Origin of the sequence: Sphaerisporangium sp. NBC_01403 (assembly GCF_045040145.1) — a bacterium.
GTDB classification, from domain to species: domain Bacteria; phylum Actinomycetota; class Actinomycetes; order Streptosporangiales; family Streptosporangiaceae; genus Sphaerisporangium; species Sphaerisporangium viridialbum.
In genome coordinates this window covers 3,041,252-3,065,700 of record NZ_CP109534.1, presented here as the reverse complement: position 1 = coordinate 3,065,700, position 24,449 = coordinate 3,041,252, and the positions used below count along the sequence as shown (strand labels likewise).

Annotated in this window: 18 protein-coding genes and 1 pseudogene; 7 read left to right on the top strand and 12 right to left on the bottom strand. The window is 69.9% G+C overall.

Annotated elements, in window-relative coordinates; genetic code table 11:
- Positions 1–2: 2 nt before the first annotated feature.
- The 5 genes from OG589_RS13930 to OG589_RS13910 all read right to left on the bottom strand — a co-directional run bounded on the left by OG589_RS13930 (position 3) and on the right by OG589_RS13910 (position 4,272).
- Positions 3–1,619: an FAD-dependent oxidoreductase gene (locus OG589_RS13930; protein WP_405149228.1), complete on the bottom strand. Its 1,617-nt coding sequence runs from the start codon at positions 1,617–1,619 to the stop codon at positions 3–5.
- Between the two features lie 455 nt (positions 1,620–2,074).
- Positions 2,075–2,596, bottom strand: coding sequence for a DUF1990 family protein (locus OG589_RS13925; RefSeq protein ID WP_405149226.1), 522 nt, complete (start codon positions 2,594–2,596; stop codon positions 2,075–2,077).
- A gap of 28 nt (positions 2,597–2,624) precedes the next feature.
- Complete coding sequence (locus OG589_RS13920; protein ID WP_405149224.1) at positions 2,625–3,440, bottom strand: YndJ family protein; 816 nt, start codon at positions 3,438–3,440, stop codon at positions 2,625–2,627.
- A 302-nt stretch (positions 3,441–3,742) separates the two neighbouring features.
- Entirely contained in the window at positions 3,743–4,132 is a 390-nt protein-coding gene (locus OG589_RS13915; protein ID WP_405149223.1) for a tyrosine-type recombinase/integrase, read from the bottom strand.
- A complete protein-coding gene (locus OG589_RS13910; RefSeq protein ID WP_405149221.1) occupies positions 4,087–4,272 on the bottom strand; it encodes a hypothetical protein in 186 nt (61 codons plus the stop codon). Before OG589_RS13910 ends, OG589_RS13915 begins: the two co-directional genes overlap by 46 nt.
- A 240-nt stretch (positions 4,273–4,512) precedes the next feature.
- On the opposite strand from OG589_RS13910, the gene OG589_RS13905 reads away from it, so the two are divergent.
- Positions 4,513–6,267 carry a glycoside hydrolase family 15 protein gene (locus OG589_RS13905; protein ID WP_405149219.1) on the top strand — a complete coding sequence of 585 codons (1,755 nt, stop codon included), beginning with the start codon at positions 4,513–4,515 and terminating at the stop codon, positions 6,265–6,267.
- Here the strand turns inward: OG589_RS13905 and OG589_RS13900 are convergent.
- The 3 genes from OG589_RS13900 to OG589_RS13890 all read right to left on the bottom strand — a co-directional run bounded on the left by OG589_RS13900 (position 6,253) and on the right by OG589_RS13890 (position 10,414).
- A complete protein-coding gene (locus tag OG589_RS13900; RefSeq protein WP_405149218.1) occupies positions 6,253–7,728 on the bottom strand; it encodes an SDR family oxidoreductase in 1,476 nt (491 codons plus the stop codon). The genes OG589_RS13905 and OG589_RS13900 overlap by 15 nt on opposite strands.
- Before the next feature lie 492 nt (positions 7,729–8,220).
- Positions 8,221–9,372 carry an FAD-dependent oxidoreductase gene (locus OG589_RS13895; RefSeq protein WP_405149216.1) on the bottom strand — a complete coding sequence of 384 codons (1,152 nt, stop codon included), beginning with the start codon at positions 9,370–9,372 and terminating at the stop codon, positions 8,221–8,223.
- A 43-nt stretch (positions 9,373–9,415) separates the two neighbouring features.
- Positions 9,416–10,414: an NAD-dependent epimerase/dehydratase family protein gene (locus OG589_RS13890; protein WP_405149214.1), complete on the bottom strand. Its 999-nt coding sequence runs from the start codon at positions 10,412–10,414 to the stop codon at positions 9,416–9,418.
- Positions 10,415–10,841: 427 nt separating this feature from the next.
- Here OG589_RS13890 and OG589_RS13885 point away from each other — a divergent pair, with 427 nt between their 5' ends.
- The gene (locus tag OG589_RS13885; RefSeq protein ID WP_405149212.1) at positions 10,842–11,303 is read left to right on the top strand and encodes a GbsR/MarR family transcriptional regulator; all 462 of its coding nucleotides are present in this window, start codon (positions 10,842–10,844) and stop codon (positions 11,301–11,303) included.
- Positions 11,304–11,368: 65 nt separating this feature from the next.
- Complete coding sequence (locus OG589_RS13880) at positions 11,369–12,226, top strand: alpha/beta fold hydrolase (protein ID WP_405149210.1); 858 nt, start codon at positions 11,369–11,371, stop codon at positions 12,224–12,226.
- A gap of 55 nt (positions 12,227–12,281) precedes the next feature.
- On the opposite strand, the gene OG589_RS13875 is transcribed toward OG589_RS13880, so the two are convergent.
- The 4 genes and pseudogenes from OG589_RS13875 to OG589_RS13860 form a co-directional block, all read right to left on the bottom strand.
- Entirely contained in the window at positions 12,282–13,205 is a 924-nt protein-coding gene (locus OG589_RS13875) for a recombinase family protein (RefSeq protein ID WP_405149209.1), read from the bottom strand.
- The gene (locus OG589_RS13870; protein WP_405149207.1) at positions 13,198–13,551 is read right to left on the bottom strand and encodes a hypothetical protein; all 354 of its coding nucleotides are present in this window, start codon (positions 13,549–13,551) and stop codon (positions 13,198–13,200) included. The genes OG589_RS13875 and OG589_RS13870 overlap by 8 nt, the downstream gene beginning before the upstream one ends.
- 233 nt (positions 13,552–13,784) lie before the next feature.
- Positions 13,785–14,846, bottom strand: coding sequence for a transposase (locus OG589_RS13865; protein ID WP_405149206.1), 1,062 nt, complete (start codon positions 14,844–14,846; stop codon positions 13,785–13,787).
- Positions 14,847–16,381: 1,535 nt separating this feature from the next.
- Positions 16,382–16,834: pseudogene (locus OG589_RS13860) on the bottom strand (DUF4158 domain-containing protein); the annotation flags it as partial.
- A 322-nt stretch (positions 16,835–17,156) separates the two neighbouring features.
- Between OG589_RS13860 and OG589_RS13855 the strand changes: the two are divergent.
- The 4 genes from OG589_RS13855 to OG589_RS13840 all read left to right on the top strand — a co-directional run bounded on the left by OG589_RS13855 (position 17,157) and on the right by OG589_RS13840 (position 24,210).
- Positions 17,157–17,711 carry a DUF421 domain-containing protein gene (locus OG589_RS13855; RefSeq protein ID WP_405149204.1) on the top strand — a complete coding sequence of 185 codons (555 nt, stop codon included), beginning with the start codon at positions 17,157–17,159 and terminating at the stop codon, positions 17,709–17,711.
- Between the two features lie 517 nt (positions 17,712–18,228).
- Positions 18,229–19,995: a thiamine pyrophosphate-dependent enzyme gene (locus OG589_RS13850; protein ID WP_405149203.1), complete on the top strand. Its 1,767-nt coding sequence runs from the start codon at positions 18,229–18,231 to the stop codon at positions 19,993–19,995.
- Positions 19,992–23,096, top strand: a complete 3,105-nt coding sequence (locus OG589_RS13845) for an FAD-binding and (Fe-S)-binding domain-containing protein (protein ID WP_405149201.1) — start codon at positions 19,992–19,994, stop codon at positions 23,094–23,096. Before OG589_RS13850 ends, OG589_RS13845 begins: the two co-directional genes overlap by 4 nt.
- Positions 23,097–23,121: 25 nt before the next feature.
- Positions 23,122–24,210: an enolase C-terminal domain-like protein gene (locus tag OG589_RS13840; protein ID WP_405149199.1), complete on the top strand. Its 1,089-nt coding sequence runs from the start codon at positions 23,122–23,124 to the stop codon at positions 24,208–24,210.
- Positions 24,211–24,449 lie beyond the last annotated feature (239 nt).

The window sequence follows — 24,449 nt, the reverse complement described above, 5'->3', positions numbered from 1 at the left end:
TCCTACTGCCGATGCCGTAGGAGGGAGACGCGGCGTTCGGCCGGGTCATGACCGGTCACCACCACGGTGGCGCCCGAGGCGGGAGCCATGCGCTGCGGGACTTCGGCGGGGACGGGCCGCAGTTCGTCGGGCCTGCCGACCATGCGGTAGTCGGGCGGGAACGGTGTGGCCCGCTCGACGAGGTCCCGGTAGAAGTCCAGCCACATCGCCTGGTCGAAGGTGACGGCGGCGGTGATCCTTCCCTGGTAGCCATAGACGGCGACGAACCGGCGCTCCTTCACCGAGCCTTGCGCGATCACGACCTCGTCGGCGATGCCGGGCACGCCGACCGACTTGATGTTGGTGTTGAACTGGTTGGACCAGAAGACCGGCAGCGACAGGTGCGGCCAGCGGTGTGCCTGGTCGCTGAGCATGTTGTGGGCGGCGATCTCGGCCTGGGCGACGGCGTTGCCCCAGTGTTCCAGCGACATGAACTGGTAGTGGTAGACCGGATGCGGGAAGCGTGCCACGTCGCCCGCCACGAAGATGTCGTCGGTGACCAGGCCGTTGACGTCGAAGGCGCGGCAGCCCGCGTCGGTGGCCACCCCCCAGGGGCCTGCCGCGAGGCCCGAGCCTTCCAGCCATTCGACGTTGCGGATCGCGCCGAGCGCGACCACGGCCATGTCGGCCTCGACCGTGCTGCCGTCGGACAGCCGCGCGCCGGACAGCCGCCCTTGCGCGTCTCCTTCCAGCGCGGTGACCGTGACCCCGCAGCGCAGGTCCACGCCCGCGGCGCGCTGCATGGTCGCGGCGATGTCGCCGATCACCTTACCGAGCGCGCCGACCAGCGGGGCGGGCCCTGCCTCAACGACGGTCACCTCCAGGCCCAGGCCGCGGCAGACCGACGCCACCTCCGAGCCGGTGAATCCCGCCCCGACGACCAGCACCCTGTTGACGCCGGCGGCAAGCCGCTTGCGCATCCGGTCCGCCTGGTCGAGCGTGCGCAGCACGTACACGCCGTCGAGCTCCGCCTCCGCCTCCTTCGGCCACGGCCTGGCGCGCGCGCCGGTGGCGATCAGCACCTTGTCGAACCCGATCCGCCGGCCGTCGGCGAGGCTCACCTGCTTGGCGGCGATGTCCAGCCCTGTCGCGGGCGTTCCCGCCAGCCATTCGACGTCGATCTCGCGCAGGTGGGGAAGCATGGTGTGCTCGGCGTCGACCATGCCTGTCAGCACCTGCTTGGACAGCGGCGGCCGGTCGTACGGCTGATGCTTCTCGTCCCCGATGAGAGTGATCGTGCCCTTGAAGCCGTCCCTGCGCAGGACGCCGGCGGCCCGGCCACCGGCGAGGGAGGCGCCGACGATGACGATGTGGCCGTTGCGCTTGAACTCCCCCTCGCCGTCACTGGTCGGGTGGGACAGCTCGGGGTCCACGGTCCTGTGCTGGGTGACCATCCTGTCGACGTGGAGCGCTTGGACAGGACAGGCCGCGGCGGCTTGCAGGACGTGCTCGCGCTGGGCCTCGTCAGGGTCGGTGTCGTACATGAGCGCTTCCTGGCCGTGCATCGTGAAGACGTCCGGCGCCAGGAAGGCGCACTGCCCGTAGCCCTGACAGCGCGTGAGATCAACGACAACTCTCACAGCCACCCCCCCCGCCGATCTGGGCCCGGGATACGCCGACAGGCCGATCTGACACCCCCTTACCCGCGCTCCTTCTCGGCGATAAACGAGGAAGAGCATGGATTGGGTATTTTCGCGGCCAGGCCGACCTCCACCGTCGCCGGTTCCGGCGCTCACAATCCGTCGGTACGGAACAGGCGGGCCAGCGTTTCTTGATCTGAACACCAGGTCAGCCAGGAGCCGATCGCCGCCCGGTTGCGGTTCCAGGAAGCCGGCGCGCACTTGCCCCACAGTTCGGTGAGCGCATCCGCAACCTCGGCATCGGCGACCTCGGCAAGCAGGCGGTCACCGCTTGGATCACATCAGCAAGACCACGGTGCCGGCGATCGCTGAGGTCACCGGCCTGCTGTTCAGGCCGCCGCCCGATCTACTGGCAAGTGCTCCTGCGGAAAGGCGGCACACCGCCATGGCCAGGGTCAGCGGGTGTAGCGGCGGAGCACAGAGGCGTAGCGGTCGACGAAGAACCGCTGCGCCAGGGCGGCCATCGGCCAGGCGAGGCGCGTGTACCAGCGGCCGGGCCGGGTGAAGGAGGTGACCGTGAACGACATCGACCCGTCGCCCGCCACCTCCAGGAGGAAGGACTCCTCGCCGGACTCCGGGTGGCCGGGAAGCGTGCCGTACGCGAACCCCGCGCGGCGGTCCTCCTCGACGGTCCACACGACGCGGCAGGGCGCGACGATCGCGAGCGGGCCGAAACCGAGGCGGGAGACCACCACGACGCCCGGCGCGGCCCTCGGCGCTGTGGCCTGCGGCGACAGCCCGAGAGCGGCGTGCATGCGCCAGGTCAGCAGGGCGTCGGCCGCGCGGCCGAGGGAGGCGCCGTCGCCCATGGGATAGCGGCGCCTGAGGTGCCGGTACCCCTGCGGCAGCTCGCCCGCGCGGGTCGCCCCCGCCTCGGGGTAGGTGAGCTCCGCCTTGTCGTACCGTTTCACGTCCATCGTGCTCCTTGCCTGATGAGTCGTCGGATCACAGGGGCCGTGGCCGCAGCCTGCGCCAGGCGGCCACCCCGCACAGCGCGAACCCGGCGGCGTTGCCGACCCCGTGGGTGGCGGCCATCCACTCCACCGTGGGGTGGGGCAGCCCGGTCGCCTCGCCCAGCGCCCAGCTCAGCGCCAGCACCATGGTCGCCGCGAGGGTCGCGGCGGAGACGCACAACAGGACACGGGTCAGCCGGTCGGCGACGCCCCGCCGGACCTGGGTCCACGTCAGCCACCCGACGAGCCACATTCCCGCTGTGAGCACCACCGCACCCGCCAGCTCTGCCCAGTCGCCGGCGAAGTAACCGAGCAACACCAGCGCCGTGCCGCAGGGCACGGTGAGCGCGGCGGCCCTGGAGAGGGCGCGCTCCCCGGTGGCGCGGCACACCAGACCGGCGACCAGCGCGGCGGCGAATCCGGCGAAGTGGAAGTGCGCCACGGTGAGGGCGAGGATGGCGGGCTTGAAGCCGAGCAGGGCGTGACCGGCGCGCTCCCACACCAGGGCCAGGCCCGCGACCGCCGGTGTCACCAGTGCCGTGAGCACCGCCACCTCGCGCGGGGCGACAGACCGGTGCCGCCACGCCCGTACGGCCGCGTGGAAGGCGAGCACCGCGGTGGCCACCGCGTAGGCGACGGCGAGCGCCGCCGCGGCCGTACCCCGGGGAAGCCACAGCGAGAGCGCGCCCGGCACCGCGCCCACGACCCACACCAGCCTCACCAGTCGCGGCGTGTAGATCAGCCTCAGCCCGGCCGGCACCACGACCAGCATGCCGATCATGACGATGACATCGACCAGGGGGGTCACGGCGCCTCCGATTGAACGTGTTCAATTGGCTCCTGGTCGCAGGCTACCAGGCGGCCGGACGCGGGCAACGGGGGGCCACCGGTCCCTGGATAGGTGAGGCCTTCATCCGGTTCCCGGCGTTATCCAGGCTGGGGTGCGGTTCACCTCCTCGCTGCGCGATGCCTACTCGCGCCATGGAGCAGGCTCTCGCGCCGGCCAGGTCGCCGACGCGCTGCTGGAGCGGAGCCACGAGAAGCTCCGGCTCCTGTCGGGGTGGGACCGGAATACGCCAGAAACCTGCCGCGGCCGCCGGTAGCTGCTGGTCAGCCGCGTCGGCGTGGGCTGGACAGCGTTTCGGTGGCCTGGTGCACGGCGGCCTGGCCGGGTTTGACGTAGCGCTGCACGCTGCGCAGTGACTTGTGCCCGGTCTTGGCCATGATGACGTTGGCGGAGGTGTTGGCCTCGCCGAGGTGCGTGGCTGAGCTGTATCGGAGTTGGTGCAGCCGGAGCCCGTCGGCGTAGTGGGCGAGCAGGATGCGGGCGCGGTCGTAGCCCAGCCGGACCCGGCCGGTCTCCGGACAGATGTCGCCGGGGTCGGTGGTGGCCAGGCGGTGCGGGCCGGGCCGGTACTCGGACAGGAACAGCGGGCCGCGTTCCCGGCCGGAGATCAGCCGGGGCAGCAGATGCGCATGTCGGTGCCCCAGGTGATCCACATGATGTCGCCGCTCTTGGCGACGATCCGGGCCTGCTTGTTGGGCAGGTCCAGGTCCTCGAGGTTCAGCGCGAGCACCGCGCTGGCACGAAACGTGGCCTCCTGGTACTTGGCCCAGGTCCCGCGCTCTGCGACCGCCATCTTTCATTGCACTGCCGCGCACCCCTTCGCGACGTCAGAGTCGTACCATGATCATCTTGGTGGACAACAGAGCGTCACCACCGGATTCGCGCAGAGCCGAAAACCGTACAGTCCCGATCGGACGGGTTATCACTCCGCCAGTTGGTCCGGGCAGGGCAGCCGAAGGACGGGACTTCCGTGTAGGAGCTGGGACTCGGGGCGGGGTATGACCTGGGGGTATGCGGAAGGGAGGCGGACTCGATGGTGATCAGGGGCGGTCCCGGCTTCGCTCCGCAGGTGCTGCGGCTGTATGCCTTCCTCGGTGACGGGTATCGCGGGGCTTTGATCGGGCCGAGGGGAGACATCGCGTGGCTGTGCGTGCCGGGGTGGGATTCCGGCGCCGTGTTCAGCAGCCTGCTGGGCGGACGGGGCGTGTACGCCGTCACCCCGGCGGACACGCGTTTCGTGTGGGGAGGGTACTACGACAGCGGCTCGCTGATCTGGAACAGCCGCTGGGTGACCTCGTCGGGAGTCGTCGAGTGCCGCGAGGCTTTGGCGTTTCCCGGCGATCCGGACTGTGCCGTGCTGCTGCGCCGCGTACGGGCTGTGGAGGGCCCGGCGGAGGTCGTGGTGGTCCTCGACCCTCGGGCGGACTTCGGCAGGCAGGACCTGTGCGGGCCACATCGTGGGTCAGGGGTGTGGAGCGGGCGTACCGGCGACCTCCACATGCGCTGGACGGGCGCCGAACATGCCCGTCAGGGGGCGGAGGGTGAGCTGCGCGCCACCCTGCGCGTGCCCCAGGGAGGCCACCACGACCTCGTCCTTGAACTGTCCCGCCGGTCGTTCGAGAAGCCGCCCACCGATCCGGTGGACGCATGGCGCGCCACGGAATGGTCGTGGTCCAGTGGAACGCCCCACCTGCGCGGATGCCTCGCCCACCGCGACGTCGTGCAGGCCCACGCGGTGTTGCGCGGTCTCACCGCGCCAGGCGGCGGCATGGTGGCCGCGGCCACCACTTCGCTGCCGGAGCGGGCCGAGGAGGGCCGTAATTACGACTACCGTTATGCCTGGATCCGCGACCAGTGTTTCGCCGGCCACGCCGCGGCGGCCGCCGGCAGCGACGCCCTGCTGGACGCCGCCGTCGCGTTCATCACCTCGCGACTGCTGGCCGACGGCCCCCATCTGGCACCCGCCTACACCACCACCGGCGGCCGGGTGCCAGAAGAGCGCGAACTGCCGTTCCTGCCCGGCTATCCCGGGGCGCCACCCAAGATCGGCAACTGGGTGACCGGGCAGTTGCAGTTGGACGCGTTCGGCGAGACGCTGCTGCTCCTGGCCGCCGCCGCGCGCCGGGACCGGCTGGACATCGACCACTGGCGCGCTTTGGAGATCGCGGCCGAGGCCATCGCCGGGCGGTGGCGGGAACCGGACTCGGGAATCTGGGAGCTGCCCGCGCGGCAGTGGGTGCACTCCAAGCTGACTTGCGTCGCCGGGCTGAAGGCGGCCGCCGCCGTGGCACCCGCGGCGCAGGCGGGTCGTTGGGGGGCGCTGGGCGACACCATCCTCGCCCACACCGCACGCCACGGACTCCACGCTTCGGGGCGGTGGCAGCGCGGCTTCGAAGATCCGCGGGTGGACGCGGCATTGCTCATCCCCGCTGTGCGGGGCGCCCTGCCGGCGGACGATTCGCGTACCGTCGCCACCCGCGCGGCCGTACACGCCGAGCTCGAGTCCGACGGGTACCTCTATCGCTTCCGCCAGGACCAGCGACCTTTGGGCGACGCGGAGGGAGCCTTCGTGCTGTGCGGGCTGGTCGCCGCGCTCGCCGCCCGCCAGAGTGGCGACCAGGTGGGGGCGGTGCGCCTGTTCGAGCGTAACCGGGCCGCCTGCGGCTCGCCGGGCCTGTACGCCGAGGAGTACGACGTCGATCAACGGCAGTTGCGGGGCAACCTGCCCCAGGCGTTCGTCCACGCGCTGCTGCTGGAGTCGGCCATGACCCTGTCAGCGCCGGACTGAGACGGCGCGGGTGCCATCTGCCTTGGCGCTGTCGTCTGCCTTGGCGCTGTCGCGCAATCCGGTCAGGCTCCAGCCGAGGGCGACACCCGCGTCGGCCAAGGCGACGTGCCGCCACCGATCGTCCACTAGCCCGAGCGCCAGAGCGGTGCCCGCGTGTACGAGGTCGATCACGGCGCCACCGGCCAGCAGGGGTCTGCTGGGACGGAGCCCTGACACGGCCGCCTGGCCCAACTGCCGGGCTCCCAGCAGGCGGGCGACGATCTCCGTGGTGCGATCCCGTCTGCCTCCGAGCACACGGACCACCCGCGAGGGCATGGTGAGCAACGCCAGCCCCCACGCCGCGCGACCGGCCTCGATCGCCCGCACCGCCTGGGTTTCCTCGCGAGGACGACCAGCGGATGGCCCATGCCACGTCGTCCTGGTCGTCCTGGTCGCCTTGGTCGCCTTGGGCCGGTGGGCCCAGGCAAGGGCGCCCAGCCCCGTCGCGAGGGCCGCCGTCACCGCGGTGAGCAGTCCGTGGTGCTGGGAGGCCCAGAGCTGGACGCTGCGGGACTTGGCCTTGTCGTCGAAGGAGCCGTGAGCTCCCTCGTCGGTACCCGGCTCGGCGTCGGCTGGCCGCCACAGGTTGGGAGGGTCCCGATGCGTCACATCCTTGGTCTGCTGAGAGCGGTATCCCATCCAGGCCAGATACCGGTCGAGGACGCCGGGGGCCACCGCGTTGGCAAGGAGTGTCGCCGCGGTCGAGCCGCCCACCCAGTACTCACGCCGCCGCGGGTGGTCCGCCGCGTAGACGACCGCGTCGGCGGGGATCTCGGGCTGGTAGATCGGGGGAACAGGCTGAGGATGGCCGGGCAGGCGCGACAGCACCCAGTCGAACTGCGGGGTGTTGACCGCCGGCATCTGCACCATGGTGACCCGCACCTTGCTCTTGTCGTGGAGCAGTTCGCAGCGCACGGACTCGTTGAACCCCTGGATGGCGTGCTTGGCTCCGCAGTAGGCGCTCTGCAGGGGGATTCCCCGGTAGGCCAGTGCCGAGCCGACCTGCACCACCACGCCATGGTCGCGGGGGATCATCCTGTCCAGCGCGGCGCGCGTGCCGTTCACGTAACCGAGGTAGGTCACCTCGGTCGCGCGGCGGAACTCGTCCGGTGTGATCTTCATGAAGGGCGCGAAAACCGAGGCGAAGGCGACGTTCACCCACACGTCGATCGGGCCGAGCTCGTTCTCGACCCGGCCGGCCGCGGCGTCCACCTGCTCATGATCGGCGGTGTCGACCTCGATGGCCAGCGCCTCCCCGCCCGCCTGCCGCACGTCGTGTACCGCGCCTTCCAGACCGTCGGCACCACGGGCCAGCAGTGCCACGGCGTCTCCCCGTTCCGCGAAACGGCGCGCTGCGGCCCGGCCGATGCCCGCACTGGCTCCGGTGATCACCACGACGCGGCGTCCATCTGCTGTCGTCACAACTCGATCTTCCGTCCTGCCTGGGGCCGGGCACCGTGATGGATCCACACGGCGGAACCGGCCCGATGACGGCGCGGCGGCCTCGCGTACGCTCGGGTGTGGCCGCGTGAGGCGCGGCACATGGCACCCACGCATGACCCTTACCCAGCACAGACCGGCGACCATTACAAACGCCGCAATCTTCTGGCAGGGCGGGGTCAACTCCGCTGACGCGCGAAAGGGAGCCCCTTAGGAGGTGATGCGCTCCTGAGGCGGGGCATGACGAGCATCGGAACGAAAAGTCCCGTTAGCAGAGCTGAATTAAGCGGCTTACCGTGACTTTCCGCTCCGATGCGCCTCATAAGAGCGTTTTCGCAGTTCAGCGCTCGCGAGTAGGCTGGTGGCGTTGTGATGTGCGGCTTGGGCGGAGTGGATCCACGCGGCACGCGGCGACCTCACCGACCCTGGACTGTGGGGTCTGGTAGGAACGGAACGGTGAGCCCGGGTTGGTGTTCAGCCCTTGATGTAGCGGCGTGCCATGTAGCGGCGCACCGGGCCCAGGGATGCCAGGCGCAGGGGTACCTGGCTCAGCCACAGGACGAAGGGGTTGGCGGGGGCGTAGACGCCCTTGACCCGGCGGCCCAGCTTCTGTTTCCTCTCCACTTCCGGGCGGAGCCCGGCCTCCCATTGGGCCAGGGCCGCGTGGATGTCGCCCGGGTTGCTCTCCAGTGCGGTGCCCAGCAGGTCGGCGCCGCCGACGGCGAGGGAGGAGCCGTATCCGGCGAACAGTGTGACGCACCAGGCGGCGTCGCCGAGCAGGACCACCCGGCCACGGCTCCACGTGTCGAGGACCATCTGGCTGATCGTGTCGAAGTAGATGGAATCAGCCGTCTGCAGGCCCGCCAGAACCTCGGGCACCACCCAGCCCATGTCGCCGTAGAGGCGGGGCAGCGCCTTGTGCGGGTCGTCGGCCGGTGTGCCGGCGCTGCGATCGGTGCGGTATCCGAAGAAGGCGACGTTCCTGCCGTCCGCGACGCTGATGACGGCAACGGTGCGGCCACCTGCGGAAAGGGTGCCGGTGGTTCCCTGCGCGATGGCTGCCGGCCGCTTTTTGAGCATGTAGACGGCGACCATGTGGTCAAGGTCGAGGCGATAGTTCTCTTCGGGGCCGAAGGCCAGCGCGCGGGTGGCCGAATGCAGGCCGTCGGCGCCGATGAGCAGATCGGCGTGTTCGATCGTGCCGTCGCTGAGGGTGACATGCACCGCCTGCTCGTCCTGGTCGACGGCATCGATGGTGGTGGCGAAGCGGATCTCGGTCGTGTCGCGGACCGCCTCGTACAAGACGGTCTCCACGTCTCCGCGCAGAATGTTCATCGACCGGTTGCCCATGGTGGCCGCGATGGTTTCGCGGGTCAGGGAGAAGCTGCGATCCCCGTTGGCCTTGTGGTAGACGAGCTCTTTGGTGATGAAGGCCTTGTCCTTGAGCGCGGGCAGGATGCCCATCCGCTCGGCGGCGTCGTAGCCGATGCCGCCGAAGGAAACCCCGTAACCGCCGCCGCGGCGCTGGGGCGCACGCTCGATGACGAGGCTTTCCCAGCCGATCTGGCGCAGTCGCAGAGCGGCGGCCAGGCCGGCGATGCCTGCTCCGATGATGATGACGCGCATGAGGCTCCTTAGCTGTTTATCCGGGTGGCGATCTGGGGTGGCGTCAGAGCCGGTTGAGAACGTGCTGTTCTTTGACGGGATCGAGCCAGGTATCCGGTGAGGGTGCGTCGGGGCGCGGTGTGGGATCTCCTTCGGCCTGCAGCCAGGCCCAGGTGTCGGTGATCGTGTCCCGCAGCGGGCGGCAGGTCAGTCCTGCGGCGAAGGCGGCGCTGACGTCGGCGTCGTGCAGGCCGGTCGGCGCGGGGTCATGCGGGAATCGGAGCCCGAACTCCATACCCAGTGCCAGGCCCTCCGCCTGCAGCAGTTCTGCGGGCGCCCACACCAGTTCGGCGTCGGACCCGGTCACCTCCAGCGCCGTCTCCAGCAGGTCTCCGATCGTGACGGCACCCGGGTGGCCGGTCACGGTGAAGGCGCCCCCGATGCCGCGCTCGGCGGCGGTGAGCATCCAGGCGGCCATGTCGCGGGCGTCGATGTACTGCAACGGCGTGTCGGCCGGGCCCGGGGCCAGCACCCGGCCGCCTCTTTCCAGGCGGCGCAGCCACCACGGGACGCGGCCGACGTCCTCGTACGGTCCCAGGATCATTCCGGCCCGGGCCAGCAGGGCGCGCTCGGCGAACGCCTCGATGGCGGCCAACTCCCCGCCGCGCTTGTCGGCGGCGTAGTCGCTGTTGTCTTCGCTGGCCGGGTCGCCGTCGACCAGCGGAGCGTGTTCGTCCGCGGCCGGTGGCCAGGGCCAGCGGTGGACTCCGCGGCTGGAGACGTACCCGTAGTGTCCGGCCCGGTCGGCCAGCAGGTGCGCGCTGTCTTGGACCACGCGCGGCGCCCACGCCCAGGTGTCGATGACGGCGTCCCAGTCTTGTTGCCCCAGCACCGTGCGGACGGCTTCGGTGTCGGTGCGATCGGCGACCAGGGCTCGGATGCCGGGGGCCGGTGGGCGGCTGATGCCCCGGTTGAGCACGGTCACCTCATCGCCACGGCCGAGCGCGGTTTCCACGACGGCGCGTCCCACGTGATGGGTACCGCCGAGGACGAGTAGTTTCATGACACTCCAGAGAGATGGGAAGCCACAGCGCCGAGAGGCGAGCGTGGCCGGGGAAGGTTTCGTGGCGCGATGAACACGGCGCTCACATGGTCGCCAGCGGCTCGCGTTCACGGAGCGGGGCCGAGGCGAAGGCCGGCACCGCTGGAGATCTGCGGCCTGATCCGGTTGCCGTATCCGAAGCGGCGTGCGAGTGGCCGAGCGGTGGGAGGCGCTCCAGCGCCGTTGACGCCGTATGTGGTGCGGGCCGCCGGGCTGGTCATCGGGGTCATCTCCTGGTCGAGGCGGTTGTATCTCCATCGCCGACCAGGCTTCCCGGCACACCACTGGTCTTCCTCACGAAGCCCGGCAGTGAGCAACATAGCGAACTTTCGGAAATTTCTGAACACTAATGTTTCTCCGCTACCCTGTGATCCACAGGAGGTGGCACGTGGACGACAGGAAAGAGCAGTGGCAGGCCGCGGAACGGCTGGCCCTGGCCCTGACCGAGGGCGGATTGCAGCGCATGGCCGCGCGGACGCTGGCGGTGTTCCTGTTCACCGACCAGGAGACGGTCACCATGGGCGAGATCGCCGACCAGCTCGGCGTCAGCGCCGGCTCGGTCTCCGGTGCCCTCAAGTCACTGCTATCGGTCGGCCTGCTTGAGCGGCTGCCGGCCCCCGGCAGCCGCCGCGAGCACTACCGGATGCGCGACGACGCCTGGGCCACCTTGTTCTCCACCCAGAACACCCTCACCCAGACCATGCTCCACGCCGCCGAAACCGGGATCAAGACCACCGCGCCGCAGGACCCCGCCCACCGGCGACTGATCCAGATGCGCGACTTCTACCAGTTCATGCTCGGTGAGATCCCCACCCTGCTGCACCGCTGGCAACAGCAACAGCTCGGCTGATCAGACCCCCTCCGCGTCCTGGCATGGTCATGCCGACCTGAGCGGGTATGCGAGCATGACGATTCATGGCGGCCTCGGAGCAAAACACGATCACTGCCCGCCTGGCGGCAGGTGTGGTGGAGTACCGGCTGGACGGCGAAGGACAGCAGGTGGTCCTCGTGTTCCACGGGGGCCACATGCGGGCCGGACTGACCCTAGGTGAGGAGGTCTTCACCACCTCGGGGCATCGGGTACTCATCCCCTCCCGCCCCGGTTACGGCCGAACGCCCCTGGCCACCGGCATCACCCCGGCCGCCTTCGCCGACGTCACCGCCGACCTGTGCCACACCCTGGGCATCGGCAGGCTCGCCGCGGTGGTGGGCATCTCGGCGGGCGGGCGCACCGCGCTGGCCATGGCGGCGCGTCATCCGCACCTGGTGGATCGGGTGATCCTGCAAAGCGCGGTCGCCTTCCTGCCCTGGCCGGACCGACGCACCCGCCTGGGGGGCCGCCTGGTGTTCAACGCGAGCGCCGAGGCCGCGACCTGGGCGGCGGTGAGGCTGCTGATGCGCGTCGCACCGCAGGCGGGGTTGCGGTTGCTGTTGCGCGACCTGTCCACCCGGCCCGTCCGCCACGTCATGGCCGCCCTGAACGAGCACGACCGGGCCGAGCTGATCGCGTTGTTCACCCTGATGCGCTCAGGTGCGGGTTTCGTCAACGACATGCTGGCCGTACCGTACTGTGCTGATCAGGTCACCCAACCGGCTCTGGTCATCGCCAGCCGCACCGACCGCTCGGTCCCCTTCACCCACGCCGAATCCCTCGCCGCGACCATCCCCCGGGCCGAGCTGGTGGAAAGCCGGGCCGATGGCCACATGATCTGGTTCGCCCCCGACTACCCCGCGATCGCTCAGAGGATCAGGGACTTCCTCGCCACGATCTGAGCAACTGCGGAACTCTTCTGGCGGGAACATGCCGGCCCGCGCTGCGGCAGAGCGCTCAGCGCGGACTGCGCCGCTGGCCGGGGTCGGCTTCGGCGGTGACGCGGGCGGCGTAGGCTCGGTGCGCTTTGCGCTCGGCCGGTCCGGCGCCGTCGGCAAGGGCGGCGCTTTGCTCCAGCACGGCGCGGTGGAGCGCAAGCGGGGCCGCGAGGCGAACCGAATAACCGTGGCCGCGGCGGATGATCTGCCCGGACGCGAGGGCCTGGCGGACGGCTTCGTCGCCGATGGTGCGCAGGTGGTCGACCAGCAGGCCGGGCAGGTCGAGGATCACGTCCGGGTCGGGTGCAGGCTCGCCGGTGTCGGCCGGAGCCATGGCGAGGTGGTCGGGCAGGGCGCGAGCGCCGACGGCGTCCAGGACACGGCGGATGGTCTTAGGGGCGACCCGGTGCTGGCGAGCCAGGGCCTTGACGGCGCTGCCCTGCCCGTAGGCCTGTACGACGGAGGCCGCCTTGTCCTGGTCGAGGGCCGCGGGGCGGCCGAGGGTCTTGCCGGCGGCTTCGGCGGCGGCGACGCCCTCGCGGGTATTCTCGCTGATCATGTCGCGCTGGAATTCCAGCACGGCGGCCAGGACGGAGACCATCATCTTGGTGCCGGGGTCGTCGCTGGCCAGGTCGATGCCGGACAGTAGCCCGGACTCCACGCGCAGGTGCAGGCCCCGGCGGATGAGCACCGGGCGCAGGGCGAGGATGTCGGCGACGGAGCGGAACAGGCGGGCGGCGTCGGCGATGCGGATGGTGTCGCCCACGGCGGCCTGGTGCAGCAGCGTGGTGAATCCCGCGCGGTCGAGGGAGAACTGACGGCTGGAGGTCGCCGGGTCCTCGTAGACGAAGGCGCCCGCGGCCAGCCGGGCGGCCAGGACGTGCCGCTGACGGGCGTCGGTCTGCTTGTCGGTGGAGTGCCGCAGGTAGATGCGGTCAGCCATGCCCGACATCTCCGGAGCGGGTGCGGGTGAAGGCGCGAGCGATGAGCAGGGCTCGGCGCGCGCCGGTCGGGGCGTAGCCGCTCTGCTCGCGGGTGTCGTTCCGCGGGTCCAGTTCGACCGAACCGTCGGCCTCGTTGGCCCGGTCGAGTTGCAGGGCCTCGCGGTCGAGGAAGGCGGCGACCTCCTCAAGGAACGCGCCGCCCTCTGCGCGCATCACGCGTGCAGCGGCGCGGATCTCGCCGACCTCCACGCGATCCCGGGCGACTCGCTGCTCGTGGCGGGTGACGTCCGCCGCAGTGTGGGGGATCTCGTGGTCGTTCCAGTCGGTCTGCTTCAGCAGGGCCATGGTGTCCCCCTTCAAGATGGGCCAGGTGGCGTCCGGTGAGTCTCTGCGTCCTAACCTAGGGGGCGAAAAGGGGAGGCGTAAATCTGGATCAGATCCCATTGGATCGGCCTGCCGTTTCCGCAGGTGACGAACGTGTCCTGATTGGCTCCGAGCATGGGGGCGAAATCGACCATTTCCGCCCCCGCCTGGTCTTGACTTCACTCTTCGGGCGCCCGGGTGACTGCGACCATGATCTACAAGTTGTCCTCTTCCCAATCCGGCTCATCGGGGTTGCGGAGCTGCCGGACGCCGGTGGGACCAAGGTCAGGTTGGGCGAAGGAGTAGGTGCCGATCACGTTGATGTGCTGGCGGACGAAGGGCGACAGGCGCGCGACGTCTTCCTCGGCCAGGGGGTAGTCCTCGGCTTTGAGCTGGTCAAGGGCCCGGTCCATGTAGAAGGTGTTCCACAGCGTGACGCAGTTGAGCACCAGGCCGAGCGCGCCGAGCTGGTCCTCCATACCCTTGTGATAGCGCTGGTAGAGTTCGCCCTTCTTGCCGTGGAAGATCTTCCCGGCCAAGGCGTGGCGGGATTCCTGCAGGTTGCGCACACCCTTGATGTCGCGCCGGTAAGGCTCCTCGACCGCGTAAGTGAGAATGTGGAGGGTCTTGAAGATGCGTCCGTAGTGGGCGATCGCCTCTCCGAGCGGGGTGGGATTGCCGTCCCGTTGGATCATGCGCATCAGGTCGTAGGCGCGGATCTCGCCGGTGTAGATCGACACCACGCCGCGCAGGATGTCACCCCAGTGCCGCCTGATCTTGTCCAGATCGATCTTCCCGCGAGCGAAGCGGGACAGGCTGCCGTAGTCGGCGTCCTGGATGCGCCAGCCCTTCTGGTCGGGGATATCGGCCAGCGCGGGCCGGTACTGCATGCCCAGCAGGTGGACCAGGCCGAAGACGACGTCGCTGTAGGAGCCGGTATCAGTCACCAAGACCTCCGGGCGCGGCCCACCATCAGGCCGGAACGCCACGTCGATCATGTGCAGGGAGTCGCGCACGGTGCCGGTGACGACTTTCGCCCCGAGCCCCACTCCACGGTCATTGATCATGTTGAGCCAGGTCACTCCGTGCGAGCGGCCGAAGTACTTCTTGTTCGGGCGGGTATAGATCGAGGGCACCGGGACCACGAACCGCATCCCGTCGATCGCCGCGACCAGCCCGCCGCCGAGCGTGTGGGCGAACCCGATCCGGTCCTGCTCGTCGATGAGCGGGCCGTTGGCCAGGGTGTAGGTTTCGGCCGACAGGTAGTTCTGCGCCACGTGCGACAGCCGGCCACGCTCCAGCGCGGCGTCCCGGCTTTCACCACCGGCGCGTACCCGATGTTCAGCGCCTGGGCCGTCAAGCAGGCCGCAACTGAGACGGGGAAGTCGGCCAGCTTGCTCACCCCGCCGGCGACCGAGATGAACGCGGCCTCGAACGCCGGAACCCGGCCCATCACCTCCAGCAGCAGCTCGGGCAGGTCGACCCGCGGCAGCATCGCCAGAACACGCTTGCGCAGGTCAATCAGGGACGGCGGCTCCGGCAGGGCGCCCAGCTTGGCCACGTGCAGCCGTCCCTCCGCATCCACGCTCACGTCCACCCCGTCGCGCCCTGCCCGGCCCGCGACATCGTTCAGCGCCAGATGCAGTACCAGCGCGTGCTCGGCGAGCAATTGCCCAGGGTTCTCAGGCAGCTGCAGATCCACCAGCGCAGGCCCCTTGGCCGCCTCCCATCGCGCACCGTCCAGCAACTGCCCGCGCGGATCACGCCAGCGCGCCGAGGCCTCGGCGTAGAGGTCACGGCGCTTGAGGTGGCGGTGGAACTGGGTGAGCACGCACATGGCGTAGGCGTTCTTGTCCACGGTGCTGCCGTTCGGCAGGCGCTTGAACACCAACCGCTTCCAGGACCCGGTCACCAGCGCGGGATCGATGTCGGCATCGGTGACCTTCTTCTTACGACCGTCCAGCAGCCGGGGCAGCTGTTTCATCGCCGCCAGCGCCCGCGCGCCTTCGGCGTTGGTGCCGAACTCGATCACCGCGGTCAGCGTCTTGAGGAACCCCGACACGGTCGCGATCCGGGAGGCCAGCAGTGCCCGCATCTCGCCATCGGAGTCGGCGTCGGGCGGCGGCACCATCTCGGTCACCGCCGCGACCGCCTCGCGCAGCTCCCTCCTGGGCACGATGGCGTCGATGGCTTCCCACACCTGATCCAGCCGAAGCTCCTCACCGTACTCGGTGACCTCCAGCAGCATCTCCACCGCCGCGGCGAGCGTGGCCGAGTGCTTGGCCAGCTTCGGATGCTGGCGGGCCCGCTCCTTGCCTGCCGCGCTCTCGGCCTTACCGAGCAGCTCGGTGCTGACCAGCAGGTCCAGCATCTCCAGGCAGTCGTCGACCGCCTTGCTCTCCAGGTAGATCACCGTGGCCAGCAGCGTGGCGAGCTGGCGGGAAGGGCCGTGGCGGCGCAGGGTGGTCGCGGTGGCCTGCATGCCGTAGCGGGCCAGGTCCACCATCCGCCGGTGTGGCACCTGCGGTGGCAGCACCATCGCCCCCAGCCTGACCCCGAGGATCTCTGCGGCGCGCTCCAGCGCCTTCTCCAGGTTCCTGCCCGAGGGCACCGCCGGGCTCTTGCGCCAGCGTTCCAGGTCTGAGGCCCGCCGACTTTCGGGTACCTCCAGCAGCACCTCCAAGATCACCCGCTGCTGCGGCGACAACACCTCGTGCAGGGTGTCGTAGAGCCGGTCGGTGGCCTCATCACGCACCCGCGCGACCAACCGGGCCAGCGTGGTCACCCCCGGCAGCAAGACCTTGTTGGTGCGCAGCCACGTCACCCCGTCGTAGAAGATCGTCTTCTTGCCGTCGCCGGTGTTCCACGCCCGCGCGTCAGCCCAGGCGACGAATTCGGCTTCCGCCTGGGAGAACTCCTTCAACACGTAAGCGTCCCGGATCACCTCCTGGTGCTCGAACGGCGTGTTGCGCCGCTCGGTATATCGGCTGATCTGCGAGATCTCCTCGATCCCGAGCTGATCGCCGAGGTAGTTCAGCACCTCGTCGGGCACGTCCAGCGGATCGGTCAGAAAACGCCCGATGAACCGAGCGGTGGTCAGCTGGAGAGCGAAACCAAGGCGGTGGTGCGCCCCGCGCCTCTCGGTGACCAGCGCCCGATCCGCGTCGTCCAGGAAAAAGAACCGCTCCAGCTCCGCCTGCGACGGAGCCCCGGAGAACCGGCCGTACGCGGCCGCCTCATCATCACTCAAAAACTCGACTGGCATAGCCGCCGAAAAGTAGGGCACTCCCAGCAACCAAGGCGAGCAGAAGATCGAATAGTTAGCTGGAGCGGCTGCTAACGGGACTTTTCGTTCCGATGCTCGTCATGCCCCGAGGCCGCGACTGCGTCCAGACCATTTGAATTTCACAGAACGCCGACAGGGTAGACCCATGCGACTGAGGTGCCGGCTGGGCGCCTCTTCTCACAAGTGGGAAGACTCGTGGCTGCTCTCACCTCGCCCGTCGTGTCGCTCTTCGTTGAGGCGGGGACAGACGCGGGGGGCCGGTGGGGAGGCGGCGTGGGGCCCGGGCCCGGACGACCACGGCGTGAACGCGATCCTTGACGCGCTGGTTGGGGATCCCCAGCGCGCCCTGCATGCCGCCGTCAAGATACTGGCGTTGTTCCTCACCGCGGTGGTGGTGTTCCGGCTCAGCGGCCGTCGCTCGCTGGCCGAGTTCTCCCCGGTTGATTTCGTCACCGCCATCTCGGTGGGGGCGATCATCGGGCGTACCGCCACCGCCACCGACGCCTCGGCCATGACCGGGGTGGCAGCCCTGGTCACGTTGTTGCTCGCGCACCGTGTGGTCGTCCGTCTGCGTCTCTTTCCCGGGGTCGCCCATCTCGTGGACCCACCGCCGCGGGTACTGGTCCATGACGGCGTGGTGCAGCGGCTGGAACTGCGCCGCTGCCGCATCACCGGCCCGGATCTGGACGGCGTGCTCCGTCGGCACGGCGTCACCGACCTCGCGAACGTCCACCTGGCGGTTTTCGAGCCCGGGGGCTCGATTTCCGTCGTCACCCGGACAAGGCACCAGGCGGCTCGCGGTGGGCCCAGCCCGGCGGAGCCGGACGGCCCGGCCGGCGGGCAGGCCGACGTCTGATCCTCGACGGCACGGCCGGACCTTGACGACCGCCTCATGCCTCCCGCCGCGACCGGTGCGCCCGTACCACGTGACCTCGTCAATCCTCGGCAAGGACCGCACAAGGGCTGCGTACGCTGCGGTCGCCCCCTGGTTTGGCCGCTCCTCCGCAGGGAAGGGCGACGCGGGAACAGGTTCCAGAGCACGCCAGGTGCGCGCCGGTCAGCCGCACCCGAGCCCCCGCACCCCCCTGTAACGGCCGAAGCGCTGGCGAGAACAGGGACGAGATGACAGATCATTTGCTGAGTGGCGACGGGCCGCGCGAGCGTTTGACCTCAGCGCTGGGCAGTCTCGCGGGTTTCGTGGCCGATCCCAGGCAGGGGTTGGCCCGGCTGAGATCTGAACTGTCCTGGACCAAGGGCCTCATGCTCGGTGCGGGACTGCTGGCGGGCTACCTAGTCGGACGCCGCCGCGCCCGGCCGGCGCCACATGCCGCTGGCCGAGCCTGTGCTCGCAGTTCGCGGATCGGAGGGCACCGATGACGGAGATCGTAGGCGCGAGCGTTGCCAGAAGGCTGGTGGAGTGGGGAGTCGACACGATCTTCGGTCTTCCGGGCGACGGGATCAACGGCCTGATGGAGGGTTTCCGGCGGGAGCGGGCGAGGCTGCGGTTCGTGCTGGTCCACCACGAGGAGGCGGCGGCGTTCATGGCGACCGGGTACGCCAAGGCGACCGGGCGGCTCGGCGTGTGCGCGGCGACCTCGGGGCCGGGGGCGATCCACCTGCTCAACGGGCTGTACGACGCCAAGCTCGACCACGTCCCTGTGCTGGCGCTGACCGGCATGCAGGAGACCTCGGTGCTCGGCACGTACTACCAGCAGGAGGTCCATCTCGATCGGCTGTACCAGGATCTGGCCGCCTACAACCTGATGGTGACCAATCCGCAGCAGGTGCCCGGGGTGGTCGACCTGGCCGTGCGCGCGGCGCTGTCGAAACGGACCGTCGCCCACCTGACCTTTCCCAACGACATCCAGGTGGCGCCCGCCGCCGAGGATCCGTACCGGCACGTCAGCCCGGGAACTCCACCGAGCAGCGTCCCGACCTACTCCAAGCCGCCCCTGCGCCCGGCGGAGGAGGACCTGGACAGGGCGGCCGAGGTGCTCGACGGGGGCGGCAAGGTGGCCATGCTCGTGGGTGCCGGCGCACGGCATGCCCGGCAGGAAGTGCTCGCCATCGCCGACAGGCTCGGAAGCCCGATCGTGAAGACCCTCCCGGGCAAGGCCGTCGTTCCCGATGACCATCCCCTGACCACCGGTGGGCTGGGGCTGCTCGGCACCCGGCCGAGCGAGGAGCTCATGGAGGAGTGCGACACGCTGCTCATGGTCGGCACCTCGTTTCCCTACGGGAAGTACCTGCCGGAACCGGGCCGTGTCCGGGTCGTGCAGATCGACAGCGACCCCAGCTTGATCGGCCTGCGGTTGCCCGTCGAGGCGCCCGTGGCGGCCGACGCGAAGCTCGCCCTCCAGCGACTGCTCCCGCTTCTCAAAGCGAATCCGGATCGGTCGCTGCTGCGCCGGTACCAGCGCAAGACCGAAGCGTGGCGCGCCGACATGAAAGCGCTGGAGGACCCCTCGCGGCATCCGATCGCCCCGCAGTACCTCATCAGCTGTGTCGACCAGGCCGCCGCGGACGACGCCATCATGACCTGTGACTCCGGCACGATCGCCACCTGGGCGGCCCGGCACTGGATGATACGTGGCGACCGTGAGTTCTACCTGTCGGGCAACCTCGCCACCATGGCGCCCGGCCTGCCCTACGCGATCGGCATGCAGCACGCCTATCCCGGCCGTCAGGTGATCGCGTTCGTCGGGGACGGCGGCTTCGCCATGCTGATGGCCGATTTCCTCACCGCCGTACGGTATGGGTTGCCCATCAAGGTCGTCGTCAACAACAACAACGCCTACGGGCAGATCCTGTGGGAGCAGATCGTGCTCGGTTTCCCTGAGTACTCCGTGCGTCACCAACCTCCCGAGGCCGATTTCTCCGCCTGGTCCAGGGCCTGCGGCGCGTACGGGGCCAAGGTGACCGAGCCGGGGGAACTCCCGGAGGCCGTCCGCGGGGCGCTCGCCCACGACGGGCCCGCCCTGGTCGACTGCGACGTCAACCCCAACGAGCCGCCGATGCCGGGAAAGGTCAGCTACGACCAGGCCAAGGCGTTCACCGAGGCCTTCCTGCGGGGGCAGCCGCACAAGGCGACGATCCTGGCCACCGTCGTACGCGACAAGATCAACGAGCTGCTGTCATGATGGCGATCCGGGATCTCGCGCACCCGGTCACCCGGGCTCGTGAGCCGGTTCGCGAGGTTGATCTCGCCCGCCTGGAGCGCGACCTGGCCGCCGCCGTCGACGGCGAGGTCCGCTTCGACGACGGGACGCGCGGCGCGTACTCCACCGACGCCTCCAACTACCGGCAGGTGCCGCTCGGCGTCGTGGTCCCCCGCACCGTGGAGGCGGGCGTCGCCGCGGTCGCCGTCTGCCGGCGCCACGATGTGCCGTTGCTCTCCCGGGGCGGCGGCACCAGCCTGGCCGGGCAGTGCACCAACACCGCCGTGGTGATCGACTGGACCAAGTACTGCGACCGGTTGCTGGAGGTCGACCCCGGCGACCGGACCTGCCTCGTCGAGCCCGGCATCGTCCTGGACGTGCTCAACGAGCGGCTGCGCGCCACCGGCCTGGAGTACGGCCCAAGGCCCGCCACGCACAACCACTGCACTCTGGGCGGCATGATCGGCAACAACTCCTGCGGGGCGACCGCGCAGCGCGCGGGCAAGGTCGTCGACAACATCGTCGAGATGGAGGTGCTGCTCTACGACGGCACCCGGATGTGGGTGGGCCGCACCACCGAGGAGGAGTACGCCGAGATCCAGCGGGAGGGCGGTCGCCGGGCCGAGATCTACGAGCAGCTCCGCGCGCTGCGCGACGCCTACCTTTCGCCGCTGCGCACCCGCTATCCCAAGATCCCGAGACGGGTCTCGGGGTACAACCTGGACAGCCTGCTCCCGGAGAAGGACTTCCACGTCGCGCAGGCGCTGGTCGGCTCGGAAGGCACGCTGGTCGTGGTGTTGCGGGCCCGGCTCAAGCTGCTGCCGGTGGTCAAGGCGAGCACCCTGGTCTACATCTCCTACCCCGACATCGCCACCGCCGCCGACGCCGTCTCCTCGATCCTGCCGCATCGGCCGGTGGCGCTCGAAGGCATCGACGACAAGCTGATCGGCTTCGAACGGAAGAAGCATCTGAACCCGGAGGCGCTCCCCGAGCTTCCCCCCGGCGGTGCGTGGCTGCTCGTGCAGATGGGCGGCGAGGACCGGTCCGGCGCCGAACGGGCGGCCGAGGACATGCTGCGCTCCCTGGGCAAGAGACGTGGAGAGCACGGTGTGGGCTTCTTCGACGACCCCGAGCGCGAGAAACAGATGTGGGCGATACGGGAGTCCGGGCTCGGCGCCACGGCCCGGGTGCCGGGACTGCCCGACACCTGGCCCGGATGGGAGGACTCCGCCGTCGCCCCCGACCGGCTGGGGGACTACCTGCGCGACCTGAAGAAGCTGTTCGAGGAGTACGGCTACCAGCAGGCCTCCCTGTACGGGCATTTCGGGCAAGGGTGCGTGCACACCCGTATCCCCTTCGACCTCCAGACCGCCGGCGGGATCAGCAGGTTCCGGTCGTTCATGGAACGCGCCGCCGACCTGGTCGTCTCCTACGGGGGCTCGCTGTCGGGCGAGCACGGCGACGGGCAGGCCCGCGCCGAACTGCTGCCCAAGATGTTCGGCCCCGAACTGATCCGTGCCTTCGGGCAGTTCAAGGCCATCTTCGACCCGGGCAACCGCATGAATCCCGGCAAGGTAAGCGACCCCTACCCTCTCGACGGGTTCCTGCGGCTCGGCGCCGACTACAACCACGGCGACGTGGCCACCCATTTCCGTTACCCCGATGACGACGGCAGCTTCGGCCGGGCGGTGTCGCGCTGTGTCGGAGTCGGTCTCTGCCGCCGCCACGAGAGCGACGACGGCGGAGTCATGTGCCCGTCCTACATGGTCACCCGCGAGGAGGAGCACTCCACCCGCGGCCGGGCCCGGCTGCTGTTCGAGATGCTCGACGGCACCTCACGCGGCGGCGCGGTGAGCGGCGGCTGGCGCTCACCCGCGGTCCGTGACGCGCTGGACCTTTGCCTGGCCTGCAAGGGCTGCAAGTCCGACTGCCCGGTCAACGTCGACATGGCGACGTACAAGGCGGAGTTCCTCTCCCACCACTACCAGGGGCGGCTACACCCACGCGCCCACTACTCGATGGGCTGGCTGCCGCTGTGGGCGGCGATCGCCTCCCACGCCCCTCGAACGGTGAACGTTCTGTCCCGCACACCCGGGCTGGACCGGCTCGCCAAGAAGGCGGCGGGCGTCGACCCGCGGCGGGAGCTGCCGCTGTTCGCGGCGGGGACGTTCCAGGAGTGGTTCGGCCGGCGCCGCCCCACGGGCGACGGCTCCCTCGGTGAGGTGGTGCTGTGGCCGGACACCTTCACCAACCACTTCCACACCGGAGTCGCCCAGGCCGCCGTCGAGGTCATGGAGGCGGCGGGATGGCGGGTGCGGGTGCCACACCGAGCGGTCTGCTGCGGGCTGACGTGGATCTCCACCGGTCAGCTCGGTATGGCCAAGAGATCGCTGCGCCGCACCGTTGACGAGATGCGGCCCCACATCCGGGCCGGCACCTGGATCGTCGGACTGGAACCCAGCTGCACCGCGGTGTTCCGGAGCGACGCGGTGGAGCTGCTCCCCGACGACATGGACGTCCGGCGGCTCAGCCGGCAGACGCTCACCCTCGCCGAGCTGCTCCACCAGCACACACCAGGCTGGCGACCCCCGCGGGTGCCCCGGGCCGCGCTGGTCCAGACCCACTGCCACCAGCACGCCATCCTTGGATACGACACCGACCGGGCGCTGCTTCGCGACGCGGGCGTGGACGCTGACGTGCTCGACTCGGGCTGCTGCGGGCTGGCCGGCGACTTCGGCTTCGAACAGGGTCACTACGAGGTCTCCGACGCGTGCGCCGAGCGGGTGCTGCTGCCCGCCGTACGTGACGCCGGCGACTCCACCGCCATCCTCGCCGACGGGTTCAGCTGCCGCATCCAGGTCGAGCAGAGCGACTCCCACGGCCGTACCGCCATGCACCTGGCGGAGCTGCTGCGCGCCGGGCTGCACGGTGACACGGGACGATCCCCGCTTCCCGAGCGCGAGTACGCGTGCCGGCCGGTGTCCCCCTCGATCGCCGCCCGGGTCGCGGCCGGGGCGGCCGTGTTCGGCCTGTGCGCCGCCGTGGTCGCCACGCTACGACGCAGGCGCGAACCGTCCAGGTGAGTGTGGCGTCGTACGAGGCGATCACATGACGACAGTGCTGCTGGCCGCACGCGCCTACGAGGTCCCCACCGACGAGCCGGAGGCCGACGGCACGCTGAGCTGGTCCAGCACCACGCTCGTCGTCGTACACGCCACCTGCGACGACACCACAGGACTGGGATGGACCTATGGCCCCGCCGCCACGGCCGCCGTCGTGCGTGAACTTCTCGCACCGGCCGTACGGGACCTGGACCCCGACGACGTCCCCGGCGCCTGGCTCGCGATGCAGAGGCGGCTGCGCAACGCCGGGCGGCCCGGCATCGCCGGCATGGCCCTGTCGGCCGCGGACTGCGCCCTGTGGGACCTCAAGGCCCGCCGCCACGACCTCCCACTGGCCCGGCTGCTGGGAACCGCGCGAACCACCGTGCCCGTCTACGGCAGCGGCGGCTTCACCACCTACACCGCCGAGCGGCAGCACCGGCAGCTCGACCGGTGGACCCGCGAAGAGGGCATCCCACGGGTCAAGATCAAGATAGGGGAATCCTGGGGCCGGCGCATGGACCGGGATCTGGACAGGATGACAGCGGCCCGCCAGACGATCGGGGACGACGCGGAGCTGTTCGTCGACGCCAACGGCGCCTACACCCGCAAACAGGCCATCCGGCTCATGCACCAGGCAGATGACCTGGACGTGCGCTGGTTCGAGGAGCCCGTCTCCTCCGACGACCTCCAGGGCCTGGGCATCGTCAGGGACGCCGTTCGCGCCGACGTGGCCGCGGGCGAATACGGCTACGACCTCACCTACTTCGCCCGGATGGCGCCGTACGTCGACTGCCAGCAGATCGACGTCACCCGATGCGGCGGGATGACCGAGTTCATGAGGGCCTCCGCCGTGGCCGCCGCGAACGGCCTTGAGGTCTCCGGCCACTGCGCACCACACCAGCACCTCGCCGTGGCGGCGGCGATCCCCAACCTTCGCCACCTGGAGTGGTTCCACGACCACGTACGCATCGAGACGATACTGTTCCACGGAGTATCCACGGCCCGCGGTGGCGCTGCCCAGCCGAACCTGGACGCCCCGGGCAACGGCCTCACCTTCGACGACACCGCCGCCGAGCGCTTTCGCGTCGACTAACCCCACGATGCCGCGCTCCCGCAGATCAGGGATGTGTTTGTAGAGGGTGCCAGCGGAGACGCCGAGCAGCTTGGCGATGGAGGTGATGGAAGCTTTGTGGTGTCGAGCATGGTCGTTCGGCCCATACGCAGACGACGCCGAGTTCGACGCCGAGGAGGGGACTGTCCAGCGGAGGATTAATGCTCGGCGATCACATCGGCGGGGATGCCGTCGGTCAGCAGGTTCGGAGGGAGTGGGTG